Genomic DNA, 21,218 nt, shown 5'->3' on the forward strand with positions numbered 1-21,218 from the left:
GAACACCGGCAGCACCCCGACGGGCCGCACCGCGCGATCGGGGACAATGGAAGCGTGGCCCTGCTTACCGAATCCCCCGTCCTCGACGCCGATGCCGTCCGCCGTGAGGCCGGACGCCGTCGTACCTTCGCCGTCATCTCGCACCCCGACGCCGGCAAGTCGACGCTGACCGAGGCCCTCGCCCTGCTGGCCCGCGCCATCCAGGACGCCGGCGTGACGCACGGGAAGTCCAGCCGCCATGCCACGGTGTCCGACTGGATGGGCATCGAGCAGGAGCGCGGGATCTCCATCAGCTCCGCCGCCCTCCAGCTGACCTACCGCGACACCATCCTCAACGTGGTGGACACCCCGGGGCACGCGGATTTCTCGGAGGACACCTACCGGGTCCTCGCCGCCGTCGATTCCGCCGTCATGCTCATCGACGCCGCGAAGGGCTTCGAGCCGCAGACCGTGAAGCTGCTGGCTGTCTGCAAGGCACGGAACATCCCGATCATCACGGTCATCAACAAGTGGGACCGGCCGGGCCTGGACGCCCTGGGCCTGATCGACGACGTCGGTGAGCGTACCGGGATGACGCCCGTGCCGCTCACGTGGCCGGCCGGCATCGCGGGCCACTTCGAGGGACTGCTGGATCTCCGCGCCGAGCGGGCCATCGCCCTCGAGGCGGTCGAGGCCGGTGCGCAGGCGGCCGAGGAGACGGACATCGACATCGACGCCCTGGATCCGCGTGACGCCGGACCCTGGCTCGAAGCGCGGGAGGAATCCAAACTCGTCGAGTCCTCCAACGGCTCGTTCGACCGCGAGGAGTTCGAGGCGGCCCGCCAGACACCTGTCCTCTTCGCCGCGGCGGCCAAGAACTTCGGGGTGTCGCAGCTGCTCGACATCCTCGTGGACGTCGCGCCCTCCCCGACGCCCCGCCCCTCCCGCGACGACAAGCCGCGCCCGATCGACGCACCGATGTCCGGCTTCGTCTTCAAGGTGCAGGCCGGCCAGGACAGCGCCCACCGCGACCACATCGCCTACCTGCGCATCTGCTCGGGCACCTTCGAGCGCGGCATGGTCATCACCAATCAGCGCACCGGCAAGCCCTTCGCGACCAAGTACGCGCACCGCGTCCTCGGCCGCAGCCGCGAGGTCGTGGACACCGCCTGGCCCGGCGACGTCGTCGGGCTGGTGAATGCGACGAGCCTCCGCGTCGGTGACAGCCTCTTCGCGGAGGAGCCCGTGCAGTTCCCGGACATCCCCCGCTTCTCCCCCGAGCTGTTCGCCGTGGCGCGCGCCAAGGATCCGGGGCGGTACAAGCAGTTCCGCCGCGGGATCGAGCAGCTCGAGCACGAGGGCGTGGTCCAGGTGCTGCGCTCCGACCTCCGCGGTGACCAGGCGCCGGTGCTCGCCGCCGTCGGGGCGCTGCAGTTCGAGGTCGCCGCCCGGCGCCTCGGCACCGAGTTCAACGCCCCCACCTCGCTCGACAACCTCTCCTACACCCTCGCCATGCGCGTGGCCCCCGAGAGCCAGGGCGTCCCCGAGACCTTCCGCGGCGGCGAGATCCTGTCCCGGTCCGACGGCGAGAAGGTCGCCGTGTTCGGGGACAAGTGGAAGGTGGGCCACTTCACGAAGGACTACCCGGACGTCGTCCTCGAGCCGATCGGCGCGTCCGCCGACCTGTAGCGGTCCAGGGCGACGGTGGGTGCCTCCCCGGCTGCAGACCTCGTTCACCTCCCTCCGGCTGCTCCGGCAGTCGTCCTTCCTTCGAAGCTGGGCGCGTGCTCCCCGCCGACTGGGTGTCCGCCCGGAATCCGGTGAAGGGTTGGTTGCAGTGCTGTCCCCGCGGTGTCACCTCTCGACGATCCGACCTACGGTCGAAGAGACCGCCCGATCACCGACACCGCAGAGGACCGGACCATGCGACTCCCCCCACACCAGCGAAGGCAGCCAGAACGACAGCTACGAAGCGCCGGTATCCGCCGTCGTGTGCGGCTACCCCTGATCGGCGCTCAGGCAAGCGGGCTGGTGGCCCTTGTGATCGCCGTCTCGTCCTGTGCGACCGGGGGCGAGGACAACTGGAACTCCACCGCCGTCGGAGACGACAAGAGCATCGGAGCCCTCGACCTGCGCAGCGTCCTTCTCGTCACCGGCGACGAGGGCGCAGCAGCGAGGATCCTCGGAACCTTCGAGAACAACACCGACCAGCCGATCGACCTGACCATCAGCGACGATGACGAGGAGACACGTCTGACCGTCCCGGGACAGGGAAGTATCGCCTTGGATACGCGGGAGACGCTGCTCCGAACCTCCGGTGATGCACCGGGAGCCCGGACAACCCTGGTGGCGACCACAGCCGACGGATCCGTGGACCTGCTCGTACCGGTCGTCGACGGCACGTTGGACCCCTACCGGCCCTACCTCCCGGACTGACCACGCTGACGCCCTGCGTCCGGCCCTCGTACTGCCGCCCCAGCATGGAGCCATGCCGCAGGGAGCGCGGCTGACGCCCCGATCAGTCGCCCCACATCGAGGTGCTATCGCCGGCGGCCGTCGTCCTGGTGTGCCAGGCGGATCCGGCGGCGGAACACGACGCAGCACTGGGCAGCTACTGCAAGACACAAGCAGACGGCGCTGATGTTGAGGAAGAACAGCGGCCCGGCGATTCCATCACCGACGATCGCCGCCCACAGCCGGACGCCGGCGATCATGGACCACACCACGGCGCCCACGAGGGCTCGACCACCCCTCGCCCCGGCCGCTGATGTCCCGCCCCCGATCTCGCCCATGCTGCCCAGCCTTCCCGACCGGACACAGGCCCTGCACGTCGACGCTGCCACGTCCCGCAACGCGCGGTATACCCAGCAGGATGACGTCATCGACGCGAGCCGCAGTGCCCAGACACTCCTCGGGCGTCATCCGCGCTCCGTCGAGGCATGGCTCCGCGACACGAACGCCTGACCCTCGAGGACCGGATTCCACCCATCGGATGCAGCACAGGACACCTCCGCCCGGTCGATGTCGCGAGCGGCGGGTTCGACCGCCCTCAGGCGTCGAAGTGTGTCTCGGGAAGTTGCTGGCCGATCGATGCGACCACGGCCGCCGCTATCTCCGCCAGTTTCACGTTGCGCCCGCTCGAGGCCGCCTTGAGGATGGTCATCGCGGTGTCGTGGCTGCAGCGGTTCTGGCCCATGATGACGCCGGCCGCCACGTCGATGGTGGTCCGGGAGCTCATGGCGTCCCTGAGCTGCTTCCCGGTGTCGGACAGGTGGGCCACGCGCACGGCCAGGCGCAGCGACTGCGATGCCTCCCGCGCCAGGTCGCTCGCGGTGGTGATCATCGCGTCATCGAAGGCTCCGGGCTGCGGGGAGTACAGGTTGAGGCCGGCCGCGGCGAAGCCGTCGAGGGGGATCGGCACACCGAGGGCGGATCTCAACCCGTGCCCGGCGACCGCCCTCGGGTACTCGCCGAACCGTGATTCCTCACGGAAGTCCGGGACCACGTAGATCTGGCCCTCCCGGGCGGCGCGGATGCAGGGGCCGTCGTCGAACTGGTACTGGATCTCGTCCATCAGGCGGGCCTGCTCGCTGCTGCTCGCCACCGTGCCCTTGGACCGGGGCCTCAGCAAAGTGATCCCACACAGCATCCCGGTGCCCTCGGAGGAGAGCCTGTCAGCGGCGAGCCCGGCCAGGCCATCGAGGAACTGATGGATGTCGAGGCTCTCGAGCACCATGTCCTGCAGCATCCGCGGCAGGCTGACCTCACCAAGAATCCTGTCGTCGGTCATCACAGCGCCTTCCCTCACCTTCGGGCCACGTCCGCGCGGTCCGCTGAGGTCACGCTACCGGGCCGGGTCGCCCGGATGGAAGGCCGCGGATTTCGCTCGGAACGAGCGGGCGCACTGTACGAGGACAGCGCGCCCGCCGTGGACGGGGCGAGCGGGTGCACGGTACGACGACGGCGCCCTGCGCGGGCGGACCCGGGACCGGTCCGACTAGGAGGCGCGACCCGCCGGCGTGAGGCCACCCGAGCAGGCGGCGCCGGGCTCGCGGGTCTGCTCACCCTGGATGTACTTGTCGAGGAAGGTGGCGAGACGGGAGTCGTCCGCGGAGTCGACCTTGAGCTGGAGGCCCCAGGCGCTGGCCGCGATCGGGGTGTCCAGATCGGGGTACGGGCTGAGCAGCACGTAGGACCGGGTCCCCACGAGCTCCGTGAGCTTGTCGATCTCGGCCTGCCCAATCTCCGGGTCGTACGTGATCCAGACGGCGCCGTGCTCCATCGAGTGGACGGAGTTCACGTTCGGCACTGGCTCGGTGTACACACCGCAGTTCGTCCAGATGGGATTGTGGTCCCCACCGACGGGCGGGGCCTGGTCGTACTCGACCTCACCCTCGACGTGGTTGAAGGTCACGTCCGGGTACTCCTGGATGCCTTCGATGGGCTGGGACGCCGCCGCCTCGCGCTCCTGGTTGACCTGGACCTGGTTCACGATCACCAGGGTCACGGCGATGATGACGGCCAGGATCACGGCGCCGATCCCGCCGAAGATGAGGGCGTTGCGCTTGCGCTCACCGGCCCGCTGCTCGGCCTGGATGGCGGCCAGGCGCGCCTGGCGGTCCTGGTTCTCCTGTGATCGCTTCTTGTTCAACGGTCGTCCTTCAGTGCTGGGGGTCTGCGGCAACGGCCGCGGATCGGGTGGCGCCGGAACCCAATGTACCGGCGGGTGCTGCCAGTCCCCGAACCGGCGGGCGCGCGGGTCGGGTCCACGGTTCGGTCAGAGCTTGTCGAGCAGGGACTCCATCAGCGTGATCTCCGACTGCTGCCCCGACTGGATCTTCGATGCGAGGTCGCGGACCTGGTCGGTGGTCCCCAGCTCCGCCCCTGCCTTCGCCATGTCGACGCCTGCGACGTGGTGGGTGATCATGAGCTGCAGGTAGAGCCGCGCGGCGTCGTCACCGGATGCGGACCTCAGCTCGTCGAGTTGCTGCTCGGTCGCCATGCCGGGCATCCGGCCGTCCGGTTCGAGCATCGAGCCGGACCCGGCGGACTGCCCCATCTGCATGCCGCCGTGATCGCCGGAGGCGCCGGCCATCCACTCCATCCGGGGTTGGGTGCTGCTCTGCGACAGGCCCCACTCCTCGAGCCACGCGTACATCTGGCCCGCCTGCTGCTGCTGCGTGGTGGCGATGTCGTAGGCGACCGCCCGCAGCGTCTCGTCGTCCACCTCGTCCCGGACGATCATGGACATCTCGACCGCCTGGTGGTGGTGGACCTGCATGTCGCGGGCGAAACCGGCATCGGCACTGGTGGTGCCCGGGTGGGTGGGCGCGGCGGACAGGCGCCCTGCCGAGAAGGCGAGGGCGAAGAGCGCGACGACGGCGAGCGCGGACAGGGCGAGGAGAACGCGTTTCTGCCAGCCCGACAGCGAGATGTTCATGGTGTCCTTGGATCGGTGGGGTGCCGGTTGACCACCGTACGTCATGCTGCTGGACGTTCCCGCAGAACGACCGCCGCGGCAGCGGAATGAAATCGTCACTGGTCCGGTTATACCCCCCGAGGGTATAGTCGAGAGCATGCGAGGACCACGATGACCACGGAGACCCGTGCGGAGAACACCGCACCCCACGGCTACACCGCCGACAAGGAGGCCTATCTCAAACGCCTGCGCCGGATCGAGGGCCAGGTGCGCGGTATCGCCCGGATGGTCGACGAGGACAAGTACTGCATCGACATCCTGACGCAGGTCGCTGCAGTCAACAAGGCGCTGCACGCGGTCTCCATGGGCCTGCTCGAGGAACACATCTCGCACTGTGTCGTCGGCGCGGCACAGGAGGCGCAGTCCTCCGGTGACGACACCGCCGTCCAGGACAAGGTCCAGGAAGCGACGGCCGCCATCGGCCGTCTCCTCCGCTGACACCCCACCCGCCGGAAGAACCCGGCACTCCACCCGACTCAAGGAGAACACCATGACAACGACCACCATCGGCATCACCGGGATGACCTGCGGCCACTGCGTCAGTGCCGTGAAGAGCGAACTCGGGGGGCTCCCCGGCGTCGAGACCGTCGACGTGGACCTCGTCAACGGCGGTACGTCCACCGCCACCATCTCCTCCTCCGCACCGCTCGGTGCCGACTCGATCGACGCCGCCGTCGCCGAAGCCGGCTATACCGTGGTGCCGTCGGAGGCCTGAGATGGCCGCGCAGCAGGCCCCGCTCCGGAACCCGGGATCGGCAGGGGCGGGCATCGCCGGGGAACAGCGCGTCGTCGAACTCGCCATCCAGGGCATGACCTGCGCCTCCTGCGTGGGCCGCGTCGAGCGCAAGCTGGGCAAGCTCGACGGCGTCGAGGCGAGCGTGAACCTGCCGCTCGAATCCGCCGTCGTCCGGGTCCCCCCGACCGTCAGCGACCAGGACCTGATCGACACGGTGGTCGCCACCGGGTACGGCGCCCGGGTGGTGCGGCCCGAGCACGACGGCGAGGGCGGTCACGATCACGACCACACGCCGTCGCTGCTGGGCGTCCGCCTGACCCTCGCGGCCGTGCTCTCCGTGCCCGTCCTGCTGATCTCGATGGTGCCCGCACTGCAGTTCGCGAACTGGGGCTGGGTGGTGTTCGCCCTCTCCCTGCCCGTCGTGACGTGGTCGGCATGGCCGTTCCACCGTGCGGCCGCGGTGAACGCGCGCCACTTCGCCTCCACGATGGACACGCTCGTGTCCATCGGCGTCACCGCCGCATTCCTCTTCTCCGCCTGGCAGCTCCTCGCCGACCCGACGCTGACGCAGCACGCCGGCATGGCCGGTATGGACATGACGGAACACTCGCTCTACTTCGAGGTGGCCGCCGTCGTCGTGACCTTCCTGCTGCTCGGCCGCTTCCTCGAGGCGTCCGCCAAGCAGCGGGCCGGGAACGCCCTGAAGTCCCTGCTGAGCCTCGGCGCCAAGGAAGCACACGTGCTCCGCACGGTGGACGGCGAGCGCACCGAGGTCACCCTCCCCGTCCACGCGCTGATTCCCGGGGACGAGTTCGTGGTCCGCCCGGGCGAGAAGATCGCGACCGACGGCGTGGTGTCCGAGGGCCACAGCGCCGTGGACACCGCACTCCTGACGGGCGAGAGCATCCCGGTGGAGGTGGCTCCCGGTGACGCCGTCACGGGCGCCACCATCAACACGTCCGGCAGGCTCGTGGTCCGCGCCACGCGCGTCGGCTCGGACACCGTCCTCTCCCACATGGGGCGCCTGGTGAGCCAGGCGCAGAGCGGCAAGGCGCGGATCGCCCGCCTCGCGGACCGCATCAGCGCCGTCTTCGTGCCCGTGGTACTCGTGATCGCCGTCCTGACCTTCGTCCTGTGGCTCGTGCTGACCGGGGACCTGGATGCGGCCTTCACCGCGTCCGTGACCGTGCTCGTCATCGCCTGCCCGTGCGCCCTCGGACTCGCGACCCCGACGGCGCTCCTCACCGGCACAGGGCGCGGCGCCCAGCTCGGTATCCTCATCCGCGGCCCCCAAGTCCTCGAGGACACCCGCACCGTGGACACCATCGTGCTCGACAAGACCGGTACCGTCACTACGGGCACCATGGCCGTGGACGACGTCGTCGTGCTGGCGGACCTGCCCGCCGCCGCCCTGCTCCGACTTGCCGGAGCGGTCGAGGCGCAGAGCGAGCATCCGATCGCCCAGGCGATAGCCCGGCACGCCGCCCGGGAAGGCCGCCTCCCCGAGGCCACGGCCTTCGCGAGCGCACCCGGTGGAGGCGTCCGCGGGACGGTCGACGGCGTGACCGTCACCGCCGGGCGCGCCTCCTGGCTCGAGCGCAACGGCATCCGCCCGACCGCCGGCCACCTCGCAGCGTTCGCCGCGGCGGAAGGGACGGGCACGACGGCGGTGTGGATCGCCGTCGACGACGCCGTGGCCGGATTCATCGCCCTGTCCGACACCGTGAAGGACGGCTCCGCTGCCGCGATCCTGCGGCTGCGGGACCTTGGGCTGCGCCCGGTCCTGCTGACGGGCGACAACCGCGCCGTCGCGCTCCAGGTCGCAGCGGCCGTGGGTATCGACGCCACCGACGTGCATGCCGGCGTCACGCCGGAGGGCAAGGTGGACGTGGTTCGGGATCTTCAGGCGGCAGGGGCCACGGTCGCGATGGCCGGGGACGGCGTGAACGACGCCGCGGCCCTGGCACAGGCCGACCTGGGTATCGCGATGGGCTCCGGCACCGACGTCGCCATCGAGGCCGCCGACCTCACGGTGATGGGCAACAGCCTCGAGCAGGTGGCGCAGGCCATCGAACTCTCACGGCGCACGCTCGGCACCATCAAGGGGAACCTCTTCTGGGCGTTCTTCTACAACGCGGTCGGCATCCCCGTGGCGGCATTCGGCCTGCTGAATCCGATGCTCGCCGGGGCCGCGATGGCCGCCAGTTCCGTCCTCGTGGTCCTCAACTCGCTCAGGCTCCGCCGCTTCGGGCGGTAGCCCGCAGACAGAGGTTCCGAGCGGTTGCTCCGGCGGTAGCCGGCAGCCGGAGCCGTGCCCGGTTCCGCCCTGCCGGCGGCGTCCTGTGGCAGGGTCTGCTCATGACCGATGACACGGCGCTGCTGGAGGATTGGGATCAGGGCGTCAGGCCTCGTTTCTCGCGTCGACGATCAAGAAATGTGGACGGGCGTGAATTCCCGACAACCGCTTCGCAGGTAGGCGGGGACGACGGTCTCGGTGTGGTCTAGAGGTCATTCAGGGGCGTCGCCCGGTCCGCGTGTGTTTCCACGTCCGCGTCTCGTGCCGCGTTCCGGCTGGCCCGGCGCTTGTCGTTGAGCAGGCACAGACCGATCGCGACGAAGAACAGCAGCAGCAGGGGCACCGCGAGGTAGAACATGCTCAGCGCATCCCCGCCGGGGGCGGCCATCGCCGCGAACAGGCACACCAGGAACACGGTAATCCGCCAGGCCTTGAGGATCTGCCTACCCGAGACCAGGCCCACCATGTTCAGCCCGAACAGGACCACCGGCAGCAGGAACGCGATGCCGAACGCCAGCATCAACCGCAGCACGAACGCGAAATACACGGTCACGCTGATCAGGTTCGAGAACTGGTCCGGCGTGAAGTCCGTCAGGACACGCACCGCGTTCGGCAGGATCAGCCACGCCAGATAGATCCCGGTCAGGAACAACGGGACCGCGACCACGATGAACCCCAGCGCCGTGCGGCGCTCCTTCGTCTTCAGCCCCGGGGTGATGAACGCCCAGAGCTGGTACAGCCACACCGGGCTGGAGATGACGACGCCGAGGAAGATCGAGACCTGGATGAGCAGGTCGAAGGGCGAGGCCGCGGTGTCGAAGTTCAGCGACGCGGTCCGGCCGTCCTGGTCGTTGATCGCCACGATCGGGGCGCCGAGGGCCTCCAGGACCGGCTCGTACAGGAAGAAACCGGCCACCGTCCCGGCCAGGACGGCCAGGGCGGACTTGAACAGCCGGTTACGAGCCTCGCGGAGGTGTTCCTTCAGGGCCATCCGGCCCTCGGGGTTCGTCTTCCTGCCGCGCGCAGGAGCCTTTTCGGTCGTCACAGGAGCGGGCGCCGGCTACTGGCTGGTGTGCGAGGTACCGCTCTGCTGGGACGGTCCCGCCTGGGACCGGCCCTCCACGAAGCCCTCGCCCTGGTGGGGTGCCGGGACGTGCTGCTGACCGGGCTGCTGGTGGGACTGACCCGCCTGCTGTGCCGGGTGCTGACCGGGCTGCTGGGCATGGGTGGCCGCTGCGGGTGCCTGGTAGGTCGGTGTGTAAGTCTGCGGTGCCGGGTTCACGACACGTCCCTCGACGGGATCCGTGCCGGCTCCACCGGTGTTGTTCTCGTCCTTCATCTGCTTCACCTCGGACTTGAAGATCCGCAGCGACTGGCCGACGCTCCGGGCCAGCCCGGGAAGCTTCGGCGCACCGAAGAGAACGATCGCAAGAACGATGATGATGACGATGTGCCAGCCTTCGAGCTTCATGAGGAGGTTCCTTTAGGTATACGTTGCGGTGCAGGGTCTACGGGGCGGCCTGCTGCTGGGAGTGCTGTCGGTAATTCGTCGAGCAACGCTTCACGAACGATCACTCGCGGGTCATAGCGTCGAGGGTCAAGGCTTTGCCACTCGATGTCCTTGAGCTCCTCTCCGAGTTCCTCGTCGAGGCGAAGCCGGGCAGAAGACACGAGCACCTTGGTCGTCCGGACGAGCCGGCCTAGTCCGGCAGCATAGTCGGGCAGCTTCGCCGGGCCGATGACCAGCAGGAGCAGGATGCACAGCGCAGCAGCTTCGAGGGCGTTGATCCCCATCACGGCGGGGCTGTCCCGATGGACGGGGTGGGCATCACCGAGGCTGCATCTGATGCGGCATCTGACACGGCATCCGATGCAGCGGGGGTTGAAGGGGGGCCGCCCGAAGCTCTCGTACTGAGGGCTCGGTTGAAGGCACGGTCGCGGTCCTGGAGGGTTTGCCGTGAGACACGTGCTTCCGGGACCGTGAGTTCGTACCCGTGGTAGGCGCCGGGATAGACGTGGAGTTCGACGGGCACCCCGGCCGCCAGGAGACGCTGCGCGTAGTCGATGTCCTCGTCACGGAAGAGGTCCAGCTCGCCGACCTGAATGAGGGTGGGCGGCAATCCCTGTAGGCGTGTCGCGCGGGCGGGAGCTGCCAGGGGCGAGGCCGGAAAGTGTGCCAGGTAGCTCTGCCAAGCAAAAAGACTGTGGTGGCGGTTCCATGTCGGGATGTTGTGGAACTCCAGGCTCGAAGGTGTGGAGTGGCTGTCGTCGAGCATGGGGTACATGAGGTACTGGAAGACCAGTCGGGGACCGTGTCGGTCGCGGTCCACCCTGCTCGCTGCGGCCGCCAGTCCGGCACCCGCGCTCGATCCCGCGATTGCAATGCGGTTGAGGTCAATAAGGAGGCTGTCGGCAGAGGTGAATAACCAGTCGAGGGCTTCCAGGACGTCCTCGAGCGCGGCGGGATAGGGATGTTCAGGTGCGAGCCGGTAGTCGACGGCGATCACCGTGGCGCCCGTGGCCTGGCTCAGGTTCCAGCAGTAGTCGGTGTCGGCCGCTGCCTCGCCGGCGATCATTCCGCCACCGTGAATCCAGAGGATCGCCGGTGCGGGTCCTGGGGCGGCGGCGTGGATGAGCAGGGGAACACCGGACGCCGTGTACGTGGCAACTGCCGCTGGAGTGGTTGTGGTGACCGTTTTGGGTGCGGGGGCGCAGGTGAGTTCCCGGAAGGCGAGGAGTTCCTCGATGGTGGTGGGCGGCGGGAAGTCCTGCGAGTAGGCGAGCCCGGGTAGGAGCTCGGGATCGACCCTGTCGATGAAGGTGCTCATGCTGACAGTGCTTCGGCGAACCAACGTGTGATGGTTGTGGGGTGGGTGATGGCCGTTCCGACGACGACGGCGAACGCGCCGGCATGAAGTGCCTGCTGTCCCTGCTCTGGGGTATGGATGCGGCCTTCGGCGATGACGGGCACACCCAGGTTCAGGGCCGCGATCTCGCTGAGCAGTTCGAGGTCAGGGCCGACCGTCTTGGCTCGTTCATCGGTGTAGCCGGCCAGTGTCGTTCCCACAATGTCTGCTCCGGCCTCCACTGCGGAAAGGACGTCGTCTACTGATCCGCAGTCGGCCATGACCAGGGCACTGGTTCGCTCATGCACGCCGTTGATCGTCTCTTTCAGGGACAGTCCATCCGGTCGGGTCCGGCGGGTACCGTCGAGCGCAACGACGTGGGCTCCGGCCTGCGCGCATGCCAGTGCGTGATGCAGGGTCGGCGTGATGAAGACACCGTCGTGGCCGTCCTTCCACAGACCGATGACCGGTACCTCTACTGCCGAGCGGACGGCCTGGATGTCCGCCAGCCCTTGGACGCGCACTGCTGCTGCGCCGCCGATCACGGCGGACTGCGCGATCTGCGCCATCGTCCGGGGGTCGCGCATTGGTTCTCCTGAGTATGCCTGACAGGACACGATCAGGGTGGACCGGAGGGTATCAAGAGTGAACATGATGTCTTTCGGTCGAGGTGGTGAGCTCAAGGGCCCTGCGTGCGGCGCCGCGGATCGCGGCGGTTTCCCCCAGGCGGGCAGGGAGGATCGGTAGGGCTGCGAGAGGGTGAAGTAGTTCCGTGCGTGCTGCCTGCTCCATCGCGTCCCACCAGAGCGGACCTGCACCGGCGAGCCCTCCTCCGACGACGACCACGTGTGGGTCGAAGATGTTGGCCAGCCCGCCGATGGCTTGGCCGGCGGCGATCGCACCGCGGTCGAGTGCTTTGGCGGCCAGGAGATCCCCTTGCGCTGCGAGTCGGTATACCGCTCGGGTGTCCCTGGCAATGTCACCACCAAGCCGCTGATAGGCGCTGAGGATAGCGGGGCCGGACGCTATGGCTTCGACGTGTCCTGCCCCGCCGCAACTGCAAGGCAGGGGGACGCCGTGGTCGTATGCCAGTGGCGCAGCGTAATGACCGACATGTCCTGCTGTGAAAGTCGCTCCCTGAAGACACTGTCCTTGAAGGACGTATCCGCCGCCGACGCCGGTTCCCATCCCGATGAACAGGACGGTGTCCGCACCAGAACCGGCGCCCAGCCAGCTTTCACCGAGGGCGTGCGCATGGACATCATTGATGGCGGTGCTCTGCAGGCCGGTCCGTCGTGTGACCTCGGTCGTGAGCTGGGTTCCCGTCCATCCCCTGATCGAGTCCGTCGCTGAAACGACGACTCCCCGGCTGGAATCGATGACCCCGGCCGACCCGATACCGACCGCATCGATGGTGTGACCGGTCCGCTCGGCGTCTCTTCGCAGCTGGTTGATCAGGGAGGCCAGCGTGGAGACCACGGCTTCGGAGCCCTCGCGGGACGGTGTGGGAACCGTACACGGAGGTGATGTCGTCCCTTGTGCAGCAACGATCGCGCCGGCGATCTTCGTGCCTCCTACATCGACGCCGATGACGTATGGCATAGCGATCAGAGCAGACCGTTGTGCTCGAGGACCGACCGGATTGCGCGGGTTTCGGTGTCGTCGAGCTTCACCATGGGGGCAGACATCACATTGGTGTCGATGATGCCCAGCAGCATCAGGGCGGTCTTGAAGGCTCCCAGTCCGCCGGCGCCGGGCGAGACGCGCCCGGGAGTGGGTGCGTAGACGATGTTGAAGAGGTTCGCGAGCCGGTCCTGTTCGCGGGCTGCCGCAGCGTGGTCTCCCCGCTGGCTCGCTGCGTAGAGCGAAGCATAACCGGCAGGATCGACATTACCGAGGCCAGGAACGACGCCGTGGGCACCGCCGAGCAGTGCGCCATCGACGACGACTTCGTGGCCGGTGAAGACGGCGAAGTCAGGGATGTTACGGGTGGCGAGGAGGAGCTGGCGGAAGGACACGTCATCGCCGGAGGAGTCCTTGACTCCGGCGATGACTCCGTCGTGGGCCAGAGTGGTCAGCAGGTCCAGGGGAAGTTTGAAGTGGGTCCGGACCGGGACGTCGTAGGCGAAGAGGGGGACATCGAGGGCCGCGTGGATCGCTCGGAAATGGGTGTCGGTCTCCCGGGCGTCGGAGATCGCATAGAACTGGGACGTGGCGACGATGGCGTCGGCACCGAGATCGACCAGGCGGCGTCCCTCGTCGATGACGCGGGCGGTGGTCTGTTCGTTGGCGCCGGCGATCAGGGGCACCTCGCCGGCGTTGACGCCTGCGATCGTGCGTACGACCTGGTCCCGTTCCTCGGTGGTGAGGTAGGGCACTTCTGCGGAGGAGCCGAGGACGAAGAGACCGCTTACCCCGCCCTCGAGCAGATATTTCGTCAGTCGTTCCAGGGAAGCGGTGTCGACCGCCCCGTCAGCGGTGCGGGGGGTGACGACGGGAGGAATGACGCCGTGGAAGCGTGTTGTCAGTGCGTTGGTCAAGGTGATCTCCAGTTCGGGTTCAGATGTGCAGAAGGCTTGGAGCTGCTCCGAGGAGGCTCTTGGTGTAGTCGTCGGTGGGGTTGTCGAAGACGTCGCGGGCGGGGCCCTGTTCGACGATGCGCCCGTAGTACATGACGCAGATGCGGTCCGAGACGTAGCGGACCGTCTGGATGTCGTGCGAGATGAACACCATGCCCAGGTTCAGGTCTTTCTTCAGGTCGGCCAGCAGGTTGAGAACCTGGGCCCGCACGGACACGTCAAGGGCGGATGTCGGTTCGTCGGCGACGATGACCGACGGATCCAGGCTGAGGGCCCGCGCGATGGCCACGCGCTGTCGTTGCCCGCCGGAGACCTGATGAGGGGTGACTTCCGCTGCGGATTGCGGGAGTCCGACCAGGCGCAGGAGGTCCTTCACTTTGGCATCACGGGTCCGTGGGTTGCCTATGCCGTGGACCTGCAGCGGGTCGGTGAGGATGTCGTGGATCGTCATTCTCGGGTTGAGGGCGGTGGAGGGGTCCTGGAACACCACCCCCACCTCACGGCCGAAAAGCTTTTTCGACGACGAGGTGCGGGTGTTGACCCGTGCGCCGCGGAAGAGCACTTCACCTGAGGTCGGCTCCTGCAGTCCGACGAGAACGGAGGCCAGGGTGGACTTGCCGCAACCGGACTCCCCCACGATCCCTACTGTCTCTCCGCGTCGGATGATGAAGTCGATGCCGTCGACGGCCTTGACGATGTTCGGGCGGAAGAGCGAGCCGGACCGGGCCCGGTGATGGACCTTGATGTCTTTGAGCTCGAGGACGGGGTTGGTGTCGGTCATGGCTGCTGCCTCGCTGTCCTGCTGATATCGACGAGCTCGTCCTGGTGATGATCCTCATGACTTGCCCAGTAGTGGTCCCCATCACCGACGCGTACCAGGGTGAGAACCTGGTCCGGGTCGGCGTCGGGACGCAAGGATCGCTCGGCAAATCGGTCGCCGGCGGCGAATTCCCTCGGTGAGGGCACTGTTCCCTGGATCTGGTGAAGACGTTCGGCGCCTGCCTCGATCGAGAGCACCGCGCCGAGAAGGCCTCGCGTGTACTCGTGGCGCGGATTGGACAGCAGTTCGGGCACGTCGGCTGATTCGACGACCTGGCCCGCATACATGACGGTCACCCGGTGCGCGAGGGAGGCCACCAGGGCCAGGTCATGGCTGACGAACACCATGGCGAAGCCGAGTTGCTCGCGCAGGTCGTTGAGGAGGTCGACAACCTGCTTCTGCACGGTCACGTCCAGCGCCGTCGTTGGTTCGTCGGCGACGACGATCTTCGGTGACCTCGAGAGCGCCATGGCGATCAGTACCCGCTGACGTTGCCCGCCCGAGAGTTCATGCGGGTAGCTCTTCAGGGTGCGGTCAGGATCGAGTTTGACGAGTTCGAGCAGCTCGCGGGGACTCTTTCGACCATTGCGCTGCGTGAGCTGGCGCATCTGGTCCTTGATGAGCATCGAGGGGTTCAGGGAGCTGAGAGCGTCCTGGTAGACCATGGCGATCTGCTCGCCGCGCAGGCCGCGGTAGAGGCGGTCCCTGTCCCGGGGGTCATTGGTCAACAGTTCCTTGCCGTTGAACCGGATGGACCCGGAGAGTTCGGCGGTTCGCGGCAGGAGACCCATGATCGCCAGTGAGGTGATGGACTTGCCGCATCCGGACTCGCCGACGAGCCCCATGGTTTCTCCCTCTCGGACGGAGAAGCTCACCCGGTCGACGATGGCGGTCTGCCCGTATCGGTCGGGGAAGCGGATGGACAGATCCTTGACCTCCAGGATGACCGGAGCGTCACCGGCGATCGCGGGGAGCCGATCGGTGCGGCGTCGCTCGACGGCAGCGAGCATGTCCAGTTCGACGGCGAGAGCTTCCAGGGATCCGGGCTTGTGGATGTTCGTGCCGGCGGCAGAGGGCGGAACCGCATCTTCCTCGATGAGGTCCAATCCGTCCTGCTGCGTGAGCGAGGTTCCCGCGGAGTCCAGGGCCGAGGGCTGCGCGGCCGTTGGGACGGCGTTCACGACGGCCGGTACCTGCTTGCCCTTCCGCCGGCGGCCACCCCCGGGGTTGACCATGGCATCGGTGAGCCCTTCGGCCAGGATGTTCAGTGCCAGGACGGTGAGCAGGATGGTGATACCGCCGAACGTGGTGGGCCACCAGGCACCGCTGAAGACGACATTCCGGCCGTCCGACATGACGTTTCCCCAGGACGCCGCAGGCTGCTGCACCCCGGCGCCGAGGAAGGACAGGGAGGCCTCGAGGATGATGGCGTCGGCGACCATGACGGTCGCGAACACGAGAATCGGGGCGGCGCAGTTCCGCGCGATGTGCTTGAGCAGGATGTAGGTGCGTCCGGCTCCGATGACGCGTTCGGCGCGGACATAGTCCTCGCCGTACTGGGCGAGGACATTCGCCCGGACGACGCGTGCGAGCTGCGGGGTGTACACGACGGCGATGGCGAGAATGATGACGGGCACGGTCGACCCGAAGAGGTTGAGCGAGTGCTCTCGCAGGGCGAAGAGCAGGGCCGCGGCCAGAGCGATACCGGGGAATGCCATCATGATGTCGAGGATCCGCATCACGCTCTCGCTGACGAATTTGCGTGAGGTTGCTGCGATTGCACCGAGAACCGAACCCAGGATGAGCGCCAGGGCCACTGCGCCGAGCCCGATGCTGATCGATACGCGTGCGCCGTAGAGCATGCGGGAGAAGACGTCGTAGCTCGAACCGTCCGTGCCGAAGGGGTGCTCGCCTGTCGGGGCGAGTACGGGTGCGGTGGATTCGTTCTCGCCGAAGGGGGCGATATAGGGCCCTATGACGGCGATCAGGACGATGAAGGCCAGGAATCCGAGCGCGAACCGCGAACTGAGGTTCAGGGCGGTGAACCGGGCGCCGGTGCTGCTGAGTCGTTCGGCTAGTCCGTTGCGCATGATTACACCGTCCGGATTCTGGGGTTGATGAGCAGGTAGAGGAGGTCGACGACGATGTTGACCAGGACGAAGGCGACGGCGATCGTCAGGACCGCTCCCTGGACGAGGTTGGTGTCGGACGTCGTGAGGCCGACGACGATCAGGTCGCCCATCCCGTTGAGGCTGAAGATCTTCTCGATCACGACGGCGCCTCCGAGCAGGTAGCCGACGCGCAAGCCAAGGACGGTCACGGGCGTGACGAGAGCGTTCCGCAGGACGTTGCGGGCGACGACGGTGCGGTAGGGCACCCCGTTGCCGATGGCGGTGCGGACGTAGTCGCGATCCAGTTCCTCCACCATCGAGGTGCGCACGACCCGGATGAGGGAGGCCGAGACGGGGATGCCGAGGGCAAGGGCTGGAAGGGCCATGGAGTAGAGCCATCCGACGAATCCGTACTGGTCTGCCCAGGCCAGCCCTCCGGTCGGGAAGATGGAGCCTTCGGGAAGGGCGAACCACTGGATGAGCAGGATGGCCAGCCAGAATGACGGTGTGGCGATGGCTGCGATGGAGAAGATGCGAATGGCCTGATCCGGCCACCGGTCGCGGTACAGGGCACCGGCGATTCCAAGGGTCAGTGACAGGACGACCGCGAGAAGGATGCCGAGGAATGTCAGCTGCAGGGTGACGGGAAACGCCGAGGCGATCTTCGTGGCAACCGATTCTTCCGGCGGATTGGTGACGCCGAAGTCCAAACGGATGACGCCGGCGAGGTAGCGGAAGAACTGGACGAACAGGGAGTCGTTGAGCCCGCGTTGCTCACGCCAGGCCTCCTTGGCTTCCTCGCTGGCATTCTCGCCCAGGACAGCTGTGGCGCGGTCTGCGGGGATGACGGACAACACGACGAACACCATGACGGTGACGCCGAGCAGCATGATCGGCAGGACCGCCAGTCGGCGTCCTAGAAGGCGGATGAACGTGCTCACTCAATAACTCCGATTACTCCGGTTGTTCCGGCTATTCCGGTGCTGGACCTGCTGGCAGGGCGCCGATCACGGCGCCCTGCCGTGTGCTGTAGTGCTACTTGCGACCGACACCGATGAAGGACACGCCGGTGGTCGGCAGCGGCTGGAATCCATCGAGCGCTGCACCGTCCCACGCGGTGGGGAGCTTCCGGTGGAAGAGAGGATAGAGCGGTACTTCCTCGGACACGATGTCGACGACGTCGGCGTGGATGCTCTTGGCGTCCTCGGAGTCGAGCTGAACGGCCTGGTCCAGCTTCTTCTGCACCTCGGCGTATTCGGGCGTGGTGTTCCACCCCGCCCTGTTCTCCATCCAGGTGGCGCCGCGGTAGAACCAGCTCAACAGGATGTCACCATCGTTGCCGAACACCGATGGATCTCCGGGTGCGCAGAGGACGTCGAAGTTCTTTCCGCCGACCTTCTCGGGTGCGTAGACGGCGGCCGACTGCAGGATCTCGAGGGTGGTGGTGACACCGATCGCGTCCCAGTACTCCTTGATGAGCGGGACCACCCGCGCCACCCAGCCGGTGTCGGTCGAGGTGAGGGTGAGCGTCATGTCCTGCATTCCGGCCTCCTGAAGGAGTGACTTCGCCTTCGCTGCGTCGAACCCGTAGGCGGTGGACGCCTCCGAGTAGGACGGGTGACCCTTCTGGAAGTACGAGGTGGCCGCCGTGGCGTTGCCAAGGAGTGCCTTGCTGATCACTGCCTCGGTATCGATGGCGTAATGCAGTGCCTGACGCACCCGCTTGTCGGAGAACTTCTCGGACGCGCAGTTGAACATGAGGAACAGCAGCCCGAAGGACTGGACCGACTCCACATCGACCTTCGCCGCGAGCTGGTCGACGTCCAGGTAGGGAACGTCCTCGATGGCCTGGGTCCGTGACGGGACGGCAGCCACTCGCGCTGCAGGATCAGCCAGGAGCAGCCAGGTCATGTCCTGGACCCTGGCCGGGTACTTGCCGTTGTAGGCGTCGAACTTCTTGAAGACGATGCGGTCTTCCTTCACAGCGGACACCAGGCTGTAAGGTCCCGATCCGATCGGTGCCAGATCGAAACCGGCAGGATCGGCGGTAACAGCAGCTTCAGGCACGATCTTGATGACCGAGATGCGCTCCTTGAAGGCCGGGAAGGGGTACTTGAGGGTGAAGCTGACGGTGGTGTCATCCTTCGCCGCTACCTGGTCGATGAAGGGGATGAACCCGGCGAACAGCGACTTGTTGGCCGGGTCGAGTACCCGAGTGAAGGAGAAGACGACGTCGGCAGGCGTCACCGGTTCACCGTTGTGGAAGGTGGCCCCGTCGCGGAGCTCGACCTCGTAGGTGGTGTCGTCGACCTTGGTCGGATCGGCTGCAGCGAGGGCCAGGTAGGGCTCCCGGGTGGCGGGGTGCAGCTCCACGAGGCCCTCGAAGACATGCAGATTTGCAGCCTGCGGTGTCGCTCCGGTCGCCAGCATCGGGTCGAACCCCGTGGAGAGCTGGTAGGAGATACCCGCTTCGATCGAGCCTGTTCCTTCGGCTGCTGCAGTGCCTGCCGGTGCTGGGCTGCCGCCCGGGCTACAGGCGGAGATCGATCCTGCGAAGGCAGCCGCGGCACCCATGACGCCGGCCAGTTTGAGGAAGTTTCGGCGGCTGGCGTCGTTGACCAGACCGTTCGAATGGAAAGTGTTGCTCATCTATGCGCCTCACCCTTCAAGTACTTATCGGACGTAGGATGTCCAACGGTTGTGTCGAAACTGTAAGGTTCATCACAGCGCGAGTCAAGCCGAGCAAGAACCCGCGCTTCTCGCTTTCTTCCCTAGACGTGGGACATCCGATATCTTGATGGTGTTGGGGTCCTGTGCGACGCCTCCATACTTCTACCGTCTCAGGAGGACCCGTATGAGTTCGCCCACCGTCTCCTTGCCGCCGGCTCGTTTCAGTGCCCAGAATCGCTCTCGTGCCCTACAGGCCGAGATCATGGAACTGATTTTGGAACGTGACCTGAAGGCCGGTGATCCGCTTCCGACGGAGAACGAACTGGCCTCAGCGCTGGGTATCGGTCGAAATACTTTGAGGGAAGCCCTGAAGGTGCTGCAGGCTCTTGGTGTGGTGGAGATCAGACACGGCTTCGGCATGTTCGTCGCCCCGCGGAACTTCGACGCTCTGACCGATGGTTTGACCTTCCGCGGCAGACTCTCGCTCCGCCATGAGGGCCAGGAAGCGTTGCAACTCGTGGATGTTCGCCAGGCCCTGGAGGCGGGCCTCATCGGTGAGGCAATGGATCTCATGACGGCCGATCACCTTGCTGATATTGAAGCAAGCGTGCGTCAGATGGAGGTTCTGGCAGCCAGGGGTGAGATCTTCACGAGTGTTGACGAGCAATTCCACTATCAGCTCTTCGAGCCCTTGAACAACGAACTGCTCTCCAACCTGATGTCCGTGTTCTGGAAGGTCTACAGCAAGATTCATACGGAACTGGGTGGCGACCCCCTCATCGACCTCGTCGAGACGGCAGCCATCCACCGTGGGATCTTCGAAGCGGTCAAGGACAACGACAAGGCGAAGGCCTCCGAACGTCTGAAGCGACACTTCGATGGCATCAGGGCTGAACTGGTCAAGCTCAGGGACGCCCGGTGAGCGGGACCGTGCGATACCCGTCGGCTCCCGAAGTACATCGGGTCGATGCAGAAACGATCGGTGAGTTTGCCGCCGATATCCTCATGGAGACCGTGGAGACGGTCCCTCAGCCGGTTATCGGTGTCGCGACGGGATCCTCGCCCTCGCCTCTCTATCGGACCCTGGCACGACGCGACCGCCCACCCAATACCTTTGAAGCGACGTCGTGGTTCGCCCTCGACGAGTACATCGGGCTACCTGCCGGCCATCCTCAAAGCTATTCAGAAGTGCTGCGGCGTGAGATCGTCGAACCGCTGCACCTCGATCCGACGACGGTCCACGTCCCCAACCCCCACAGCGATGATCTCGACCGCTCAGCGGTCGCCTACGAAGAGGCCATCACCTCCGCAGGAGGCGTTGATCTGCAGATCCTTGGCATTGGACGAAATGGCCACCTCGCCTTCAACGAGCCCGGCGCGTCGCTGGACTCCAGGACCAGGGTCGAACGGTTGACCGATGACACCCGAGAGGCGAACCGCCGTTTCTTCGACTCCCTCTCGGACGTCCCGACCCACTGCCTGACGCAAGGCCTGGGCACAATCCTCGAAGCACGCCATCTCCTCCTTCTCGCCCAGGGCCGAGGTAAAGCGGAGGCTGTTCACGACGCGCTCACTGGCCCGGTCTCATCCGGGTGTCCCGCTTCGATCCTGCAGCTACATCCCCGAGTGACGATCCTGGTGGACGAGGAAGCCGGCTCGCTCCTGATCTAGTATCCCTGCCCGACCCATGCGACATTCTTCG

Annotated in this window: 22 protein-coding genes and 1 pseudogene; 8 read left to right on the forward strand and 15 right to left on the reverse strand. The window is 66.7% G+C overall.

Annotation, left to right across the window (positions count from 1 at the left end):
- Nucleotides 1-54: 54 nt before the first annotated feature.
- Together FNH21_RS06945 and FNH21_RS06950 are read left to right on the forward strand one after the other, a co-directional pair.
- Nucleotides 55-1,668 carry a peptide chain release factor 3 gene (locus tag FNH21_RS06945; protein ID WP_191931680.1) on the forward strand — a complete coding sequence of 538 codons (1,614 nt, stop codon included), beginning with the start codon at nt 55-57 and terminating at the stop codon, nt 1,666-1,668.
- Nucleotides 1,669-2,010: 342 nt separating this feature from the next.
- Nucleotides 2,011-2,415 carry a hypothetical protein gene (locus FNH21_RS06950; protein ID WP_152813322.1) on the forward strand — a complete coding sequence of 135 codons (405 nt, stop codon included), beginning with the start codon at nt 2,011-2,013 and terminating at the stop codon, nt 2,413-2,415.
- 104 nt (nt 2,416-2,519) lie between these two features.
- On the opposite strand, the gene FNH21_RS06955 is transcribed toward FNH21_RS06950, so the two are convergent.
- Nucleotides 2,520-2,771: a hypothetical protein gene (locus FNH21_RS06955; RefSeq protein WP_152813324.1), complete on the reverse strand. Its 252-nt coding sequence runs from the start codon at nt 2,769-2,771 to the stop codon at nt 2,520-2,522.
- Here FNH21_RS06955 and FNH21_RS06960 point away from each other — a divergent pair.
- Nucleotides 2,770-2,943, forward strand: coding sequence for a hypothetical protein (locus tag FNH21_RS06960; RefSeq protein WP_191931681.1), 174 nt, complete (start codon nt 2,770-2,772; stop codon nt 2,941-2,943). The two genes, FNH21_RS06955 and FNH21_RS06960, sit on opposite strands and share 2 nt — an antisense overlap.
- Nucleotides 2,944-3,028: 85 nt before the next feature.
- On the opposite strand, the gene FNH21_RS06965 is transcribed toward FNH21_RS06960, so the two are convergent.
- The 3 genes from FNH21_RS06965 to FNH21_RS06975 all read right to left on the reverse strand — a co-directional run bounded on the left by FNH21_RS06965 (nt 3,029) and on the right by FNH21_RS06975 (nt 5,419).
- Entirely contained in the window at nt 3,029-3,769 is a 741-nt protein-coding gene (locus tag FNH21_RS06965; RefSeq protein WP_152813326.1) for a GAF and ANTAR domain-containing protein, read from the reverse strand.
- 207 nt (nt 3,770-3,976) lie between these two features.
- On the reverse strand, nt 3,977-4,630 hold the full coding sequence (locus FNH21_RS06970; protein ID WP_152813328.1) for a DUF3105 domain-containing protein: 654 nt from the start codon (nt 4,628-4,630) through the stop codon (nt 3,977-3,979).
- A gap of 126 nt (nt 4,631-4,756) precedes the next feature.
- Nucleotides 4,757-5,419 (reverse strand): DUF305 domain-containing protein, encoded by a 663-nt coding sequence (locus tag FNH21_RS06975; protein ID WP_152813330.1) that lies wholly within the window; start codon nt 5,417-5,419, stop codon nt 4,757-4,759.
- A gap of 150 nt (nt 5,420-5,569) precedes the next feature.
- Between FNH21_RS06975 and FNH21_RS06980 the strand changes: the two genes are divergently transcribed.
- The 3 genes from FNH21_RS06980 to FNH21_RS06990 are packed head-to-tail and all read left to right on the forward strand — an operon-like array spanning nt 5,570 to nt 8,451.
- Nucleotides 5,570-5,896 carry a metal-sensitive transcriptional regulator gene (locus tag FNH21_RS06980; RefSeq protein ID WP_055766504.1) on the forward strand — a complete coding sequence of 109 codons (327 nt, stop codon included), beginning with the start codon at nt 5,570-5,572 and terminating at the stop codon, nt 5,894-5,896.
- A gap of 52 nt (nt 5,897-5,948) precedes the next feature.
- Nucleotides 5,949-6,173 (forward strand): heavy-metal-associated domain-containing protein, encoded by a 225-nt coding sequence (locus FNH21_RS06985; protein WP_055766500.1) that lies wholly within the window; start codon nt 5,949-5,951, stop codon nt 6,171-6,173.
- A gap of 1 nt (nt 6,174) precedes the next feature.
- Entirely contained in the window at nt 6,175-8,451 is a 2,277-nt protein-coding gene (locus tag FNH21_RS06990; protein ID WP_152813332.1) for a heavy metal translocating P-type ATPase, read from the forward strand.
- Between the two features lie 244 nt (nt 8,452-8,695).
- Here FNH21_RS06990 and tatC read toward each other — a convergent pair whose 3' ends face one another.
- The 11 genes and pseudogenes from tatC to FNH21_RS07045 all read right to left on the reverse strand — a co-directional run bounded on the left by tatC (nt 8,696) and on the right by FNH21_RS07045 (nt 19,495).
- On the reverse strand, nt 8,696-9,481 hold the full coding sequence (gene tatC, locus FNH21_RS06995) for a twin-arginine translocase subunit TatC (RefSeq protein ID WP_152814172.1): 786 nt from the start codon (nt 9,479-9,481) through the stop codon (nt 8,696-8,698).
- A gap of 261 nt (nt 9,482-9,742) precedes the next feature.
- Nucleotides 9,743-9,961 (reverse strand): annotated as a pseudogene (tatA, locus tag FNH21_RS17500) (Sec-independent protein translocase subunit TatA); the annotation flags it as partial.
- Entirely contained in the window at nt 9,958-10,284 is a 327-nt protein-coding gene (locus FNH21_RS07005; protein ID WP_241743108.1) for a twin-arginine translocase TatA/TatE family subunit, read from the reverse strand. The pseudogene tatA and the gene FNH21_RS07005, both read right to left, overlap by 4 nt.
- Nucleotides 10,284-11,318: an alpha/beta hydrolase gene (locus FNH21_RS07010; protein ID WP_152813339.1), complete on the reverse strand. Its 1,035-nt coding sequence runs from the start codon at nt 11,316-11,318 to the stop codon at nt 10,284-10,286. The genes FNH21_RS07005 and FNH21_RS07010 overlap by 1 nt, the downstream gene beginning before the upstream one ends.
- Nucleotides 11,315-11,989, reverse strand: a complete 675-nt coding sequence (locus FNH21_RS07015; protein ID WP_152813341.1) for an N-acetylmannosamine-6-phosphate 2-epimerase — start codon at nt 11,987-11,989, stop codon at nt 11,315-11,317. The genes FNH21_RS07010 and FNH21_RS07015 overlap by 4 nt, the downstream gene beginning before the upstream one ends.
- The gene (locus FNH21_RS07020; RefSeq protein WP_152813343.1) at nt 11,976-12,938 is read right to left on the reverse strand and encodes an ROK family protein; all 963 of its coding nucleotides are present in this window, start codon (nt 12,936-12,938) and stop codon (nt 11,976-11,978) included. The genes FNH21_RS07015 and FNH21_RS07020 overlap by 14 nt, the downstream gene beginning before the upstream one ends.
- A gap of 5 nt (nt 12,939-12,943) precedes the next feature.
- Entirely contained in the window at nt 12,944-13,864 is a 921-nt protein-coding gene (locus FNH21_RS07025; protein WP_152814173.1) for a dihydrodipicolinate synthase family protein, read from the reverse strand.
- A 31-nt stretch (nt 13,865-13,895) separates the two neighbouring features.
- Entirely contained in the window at nt 13,896-14,696 is an 801-nt protein-coding gene (locus tag FNH21_RS07030) for an ATP-binding cassette domain-containing protein (protein ID WP_152813345.1), read from the reverse strand.
- Nucleotides 14,693-16,825: a dipeptide/oligopeptide/nickel ABC transporter permease/ATP-binding protein gene (locus FNH21_RS07035; protein WP_152813347.1), complete on the reverse strand. Its 2,133-nt coding sequence runs from the start codon at nt 16,823-16,825 to the stop codon at nt 14,693-14,695. The genes FNH21_RS07030 and FNH21_RS07035 overlap by 4 nt, the downstream gene beginning before the upstream one ends.
- 2 nt (nt 16,826-16,827) lie before the next feature.
- The gene (locus tag FNH21_RS07040) at nt 16,828-17,787 is read right to left on the reverse strand and encodes an ABC transporter permease subunit (RefSeq protein ID WP_191931682.1); all 960 of its coding nucleotides are present in this window, start codon (nt 17,785-17,787) and stop codon (nt 16,828-16,830) included.
- A 94-nt stretch (nt 17,788-17,881) separates the two neighbouring features.
- Entirely contained in the window at nt 17,882-19,495 is a 1,614-nt protein-coding gene (locus FNH21_RS07045) for an ABC transporter substrate-binding protein (RefSeq protein WP_152813349.1), read from the reverse strand.
- 205 nt (nt 19,496-19,700) lie between these two features.
- On the opposite strand from FNH21_RS07045, the gene FNH21_RS07050 reads away from it, so the two are divergent.
- Nucleotides 19,701-20,438: a FadR/GntR family transcriptional regulator gene (locus tag FNH21_RS07050; protein WP_152813351.1), complete on the forward strand. Its 738-nt coding sequence runs from the start codon at nt 19,701-19,703 to the stop codon at nt 20,436-20,438.
- The gene (locus FNH21_RS07055) at nt 20,435-21,187 is read left to right on the forward strand and encodes a glucosamine-6-phosphate deaminase (RefSeq protein WP_338403180.1); all 753 of its coding nucleotides are present in this window, start codon (nt 20,435-20,437) and stop codon (nt 21,185-21,187) included. Before FNH21_RS07050 ends, FNH21_RS07055 begins: the two co-directional genes overlap by 4 nt.
- Nucleotides 21,188-21,218: the final 31 nt, after the last annotated feature.

Source organism: Arthrobacter bussei (assembly GCF_009377195.2).
GTDB lineage: Bacteria > Actinomycetota > Actinomycetes > Actinomycetales > Micrococcaceae > Arthrobacter_D > Arthrobacter_D bussei.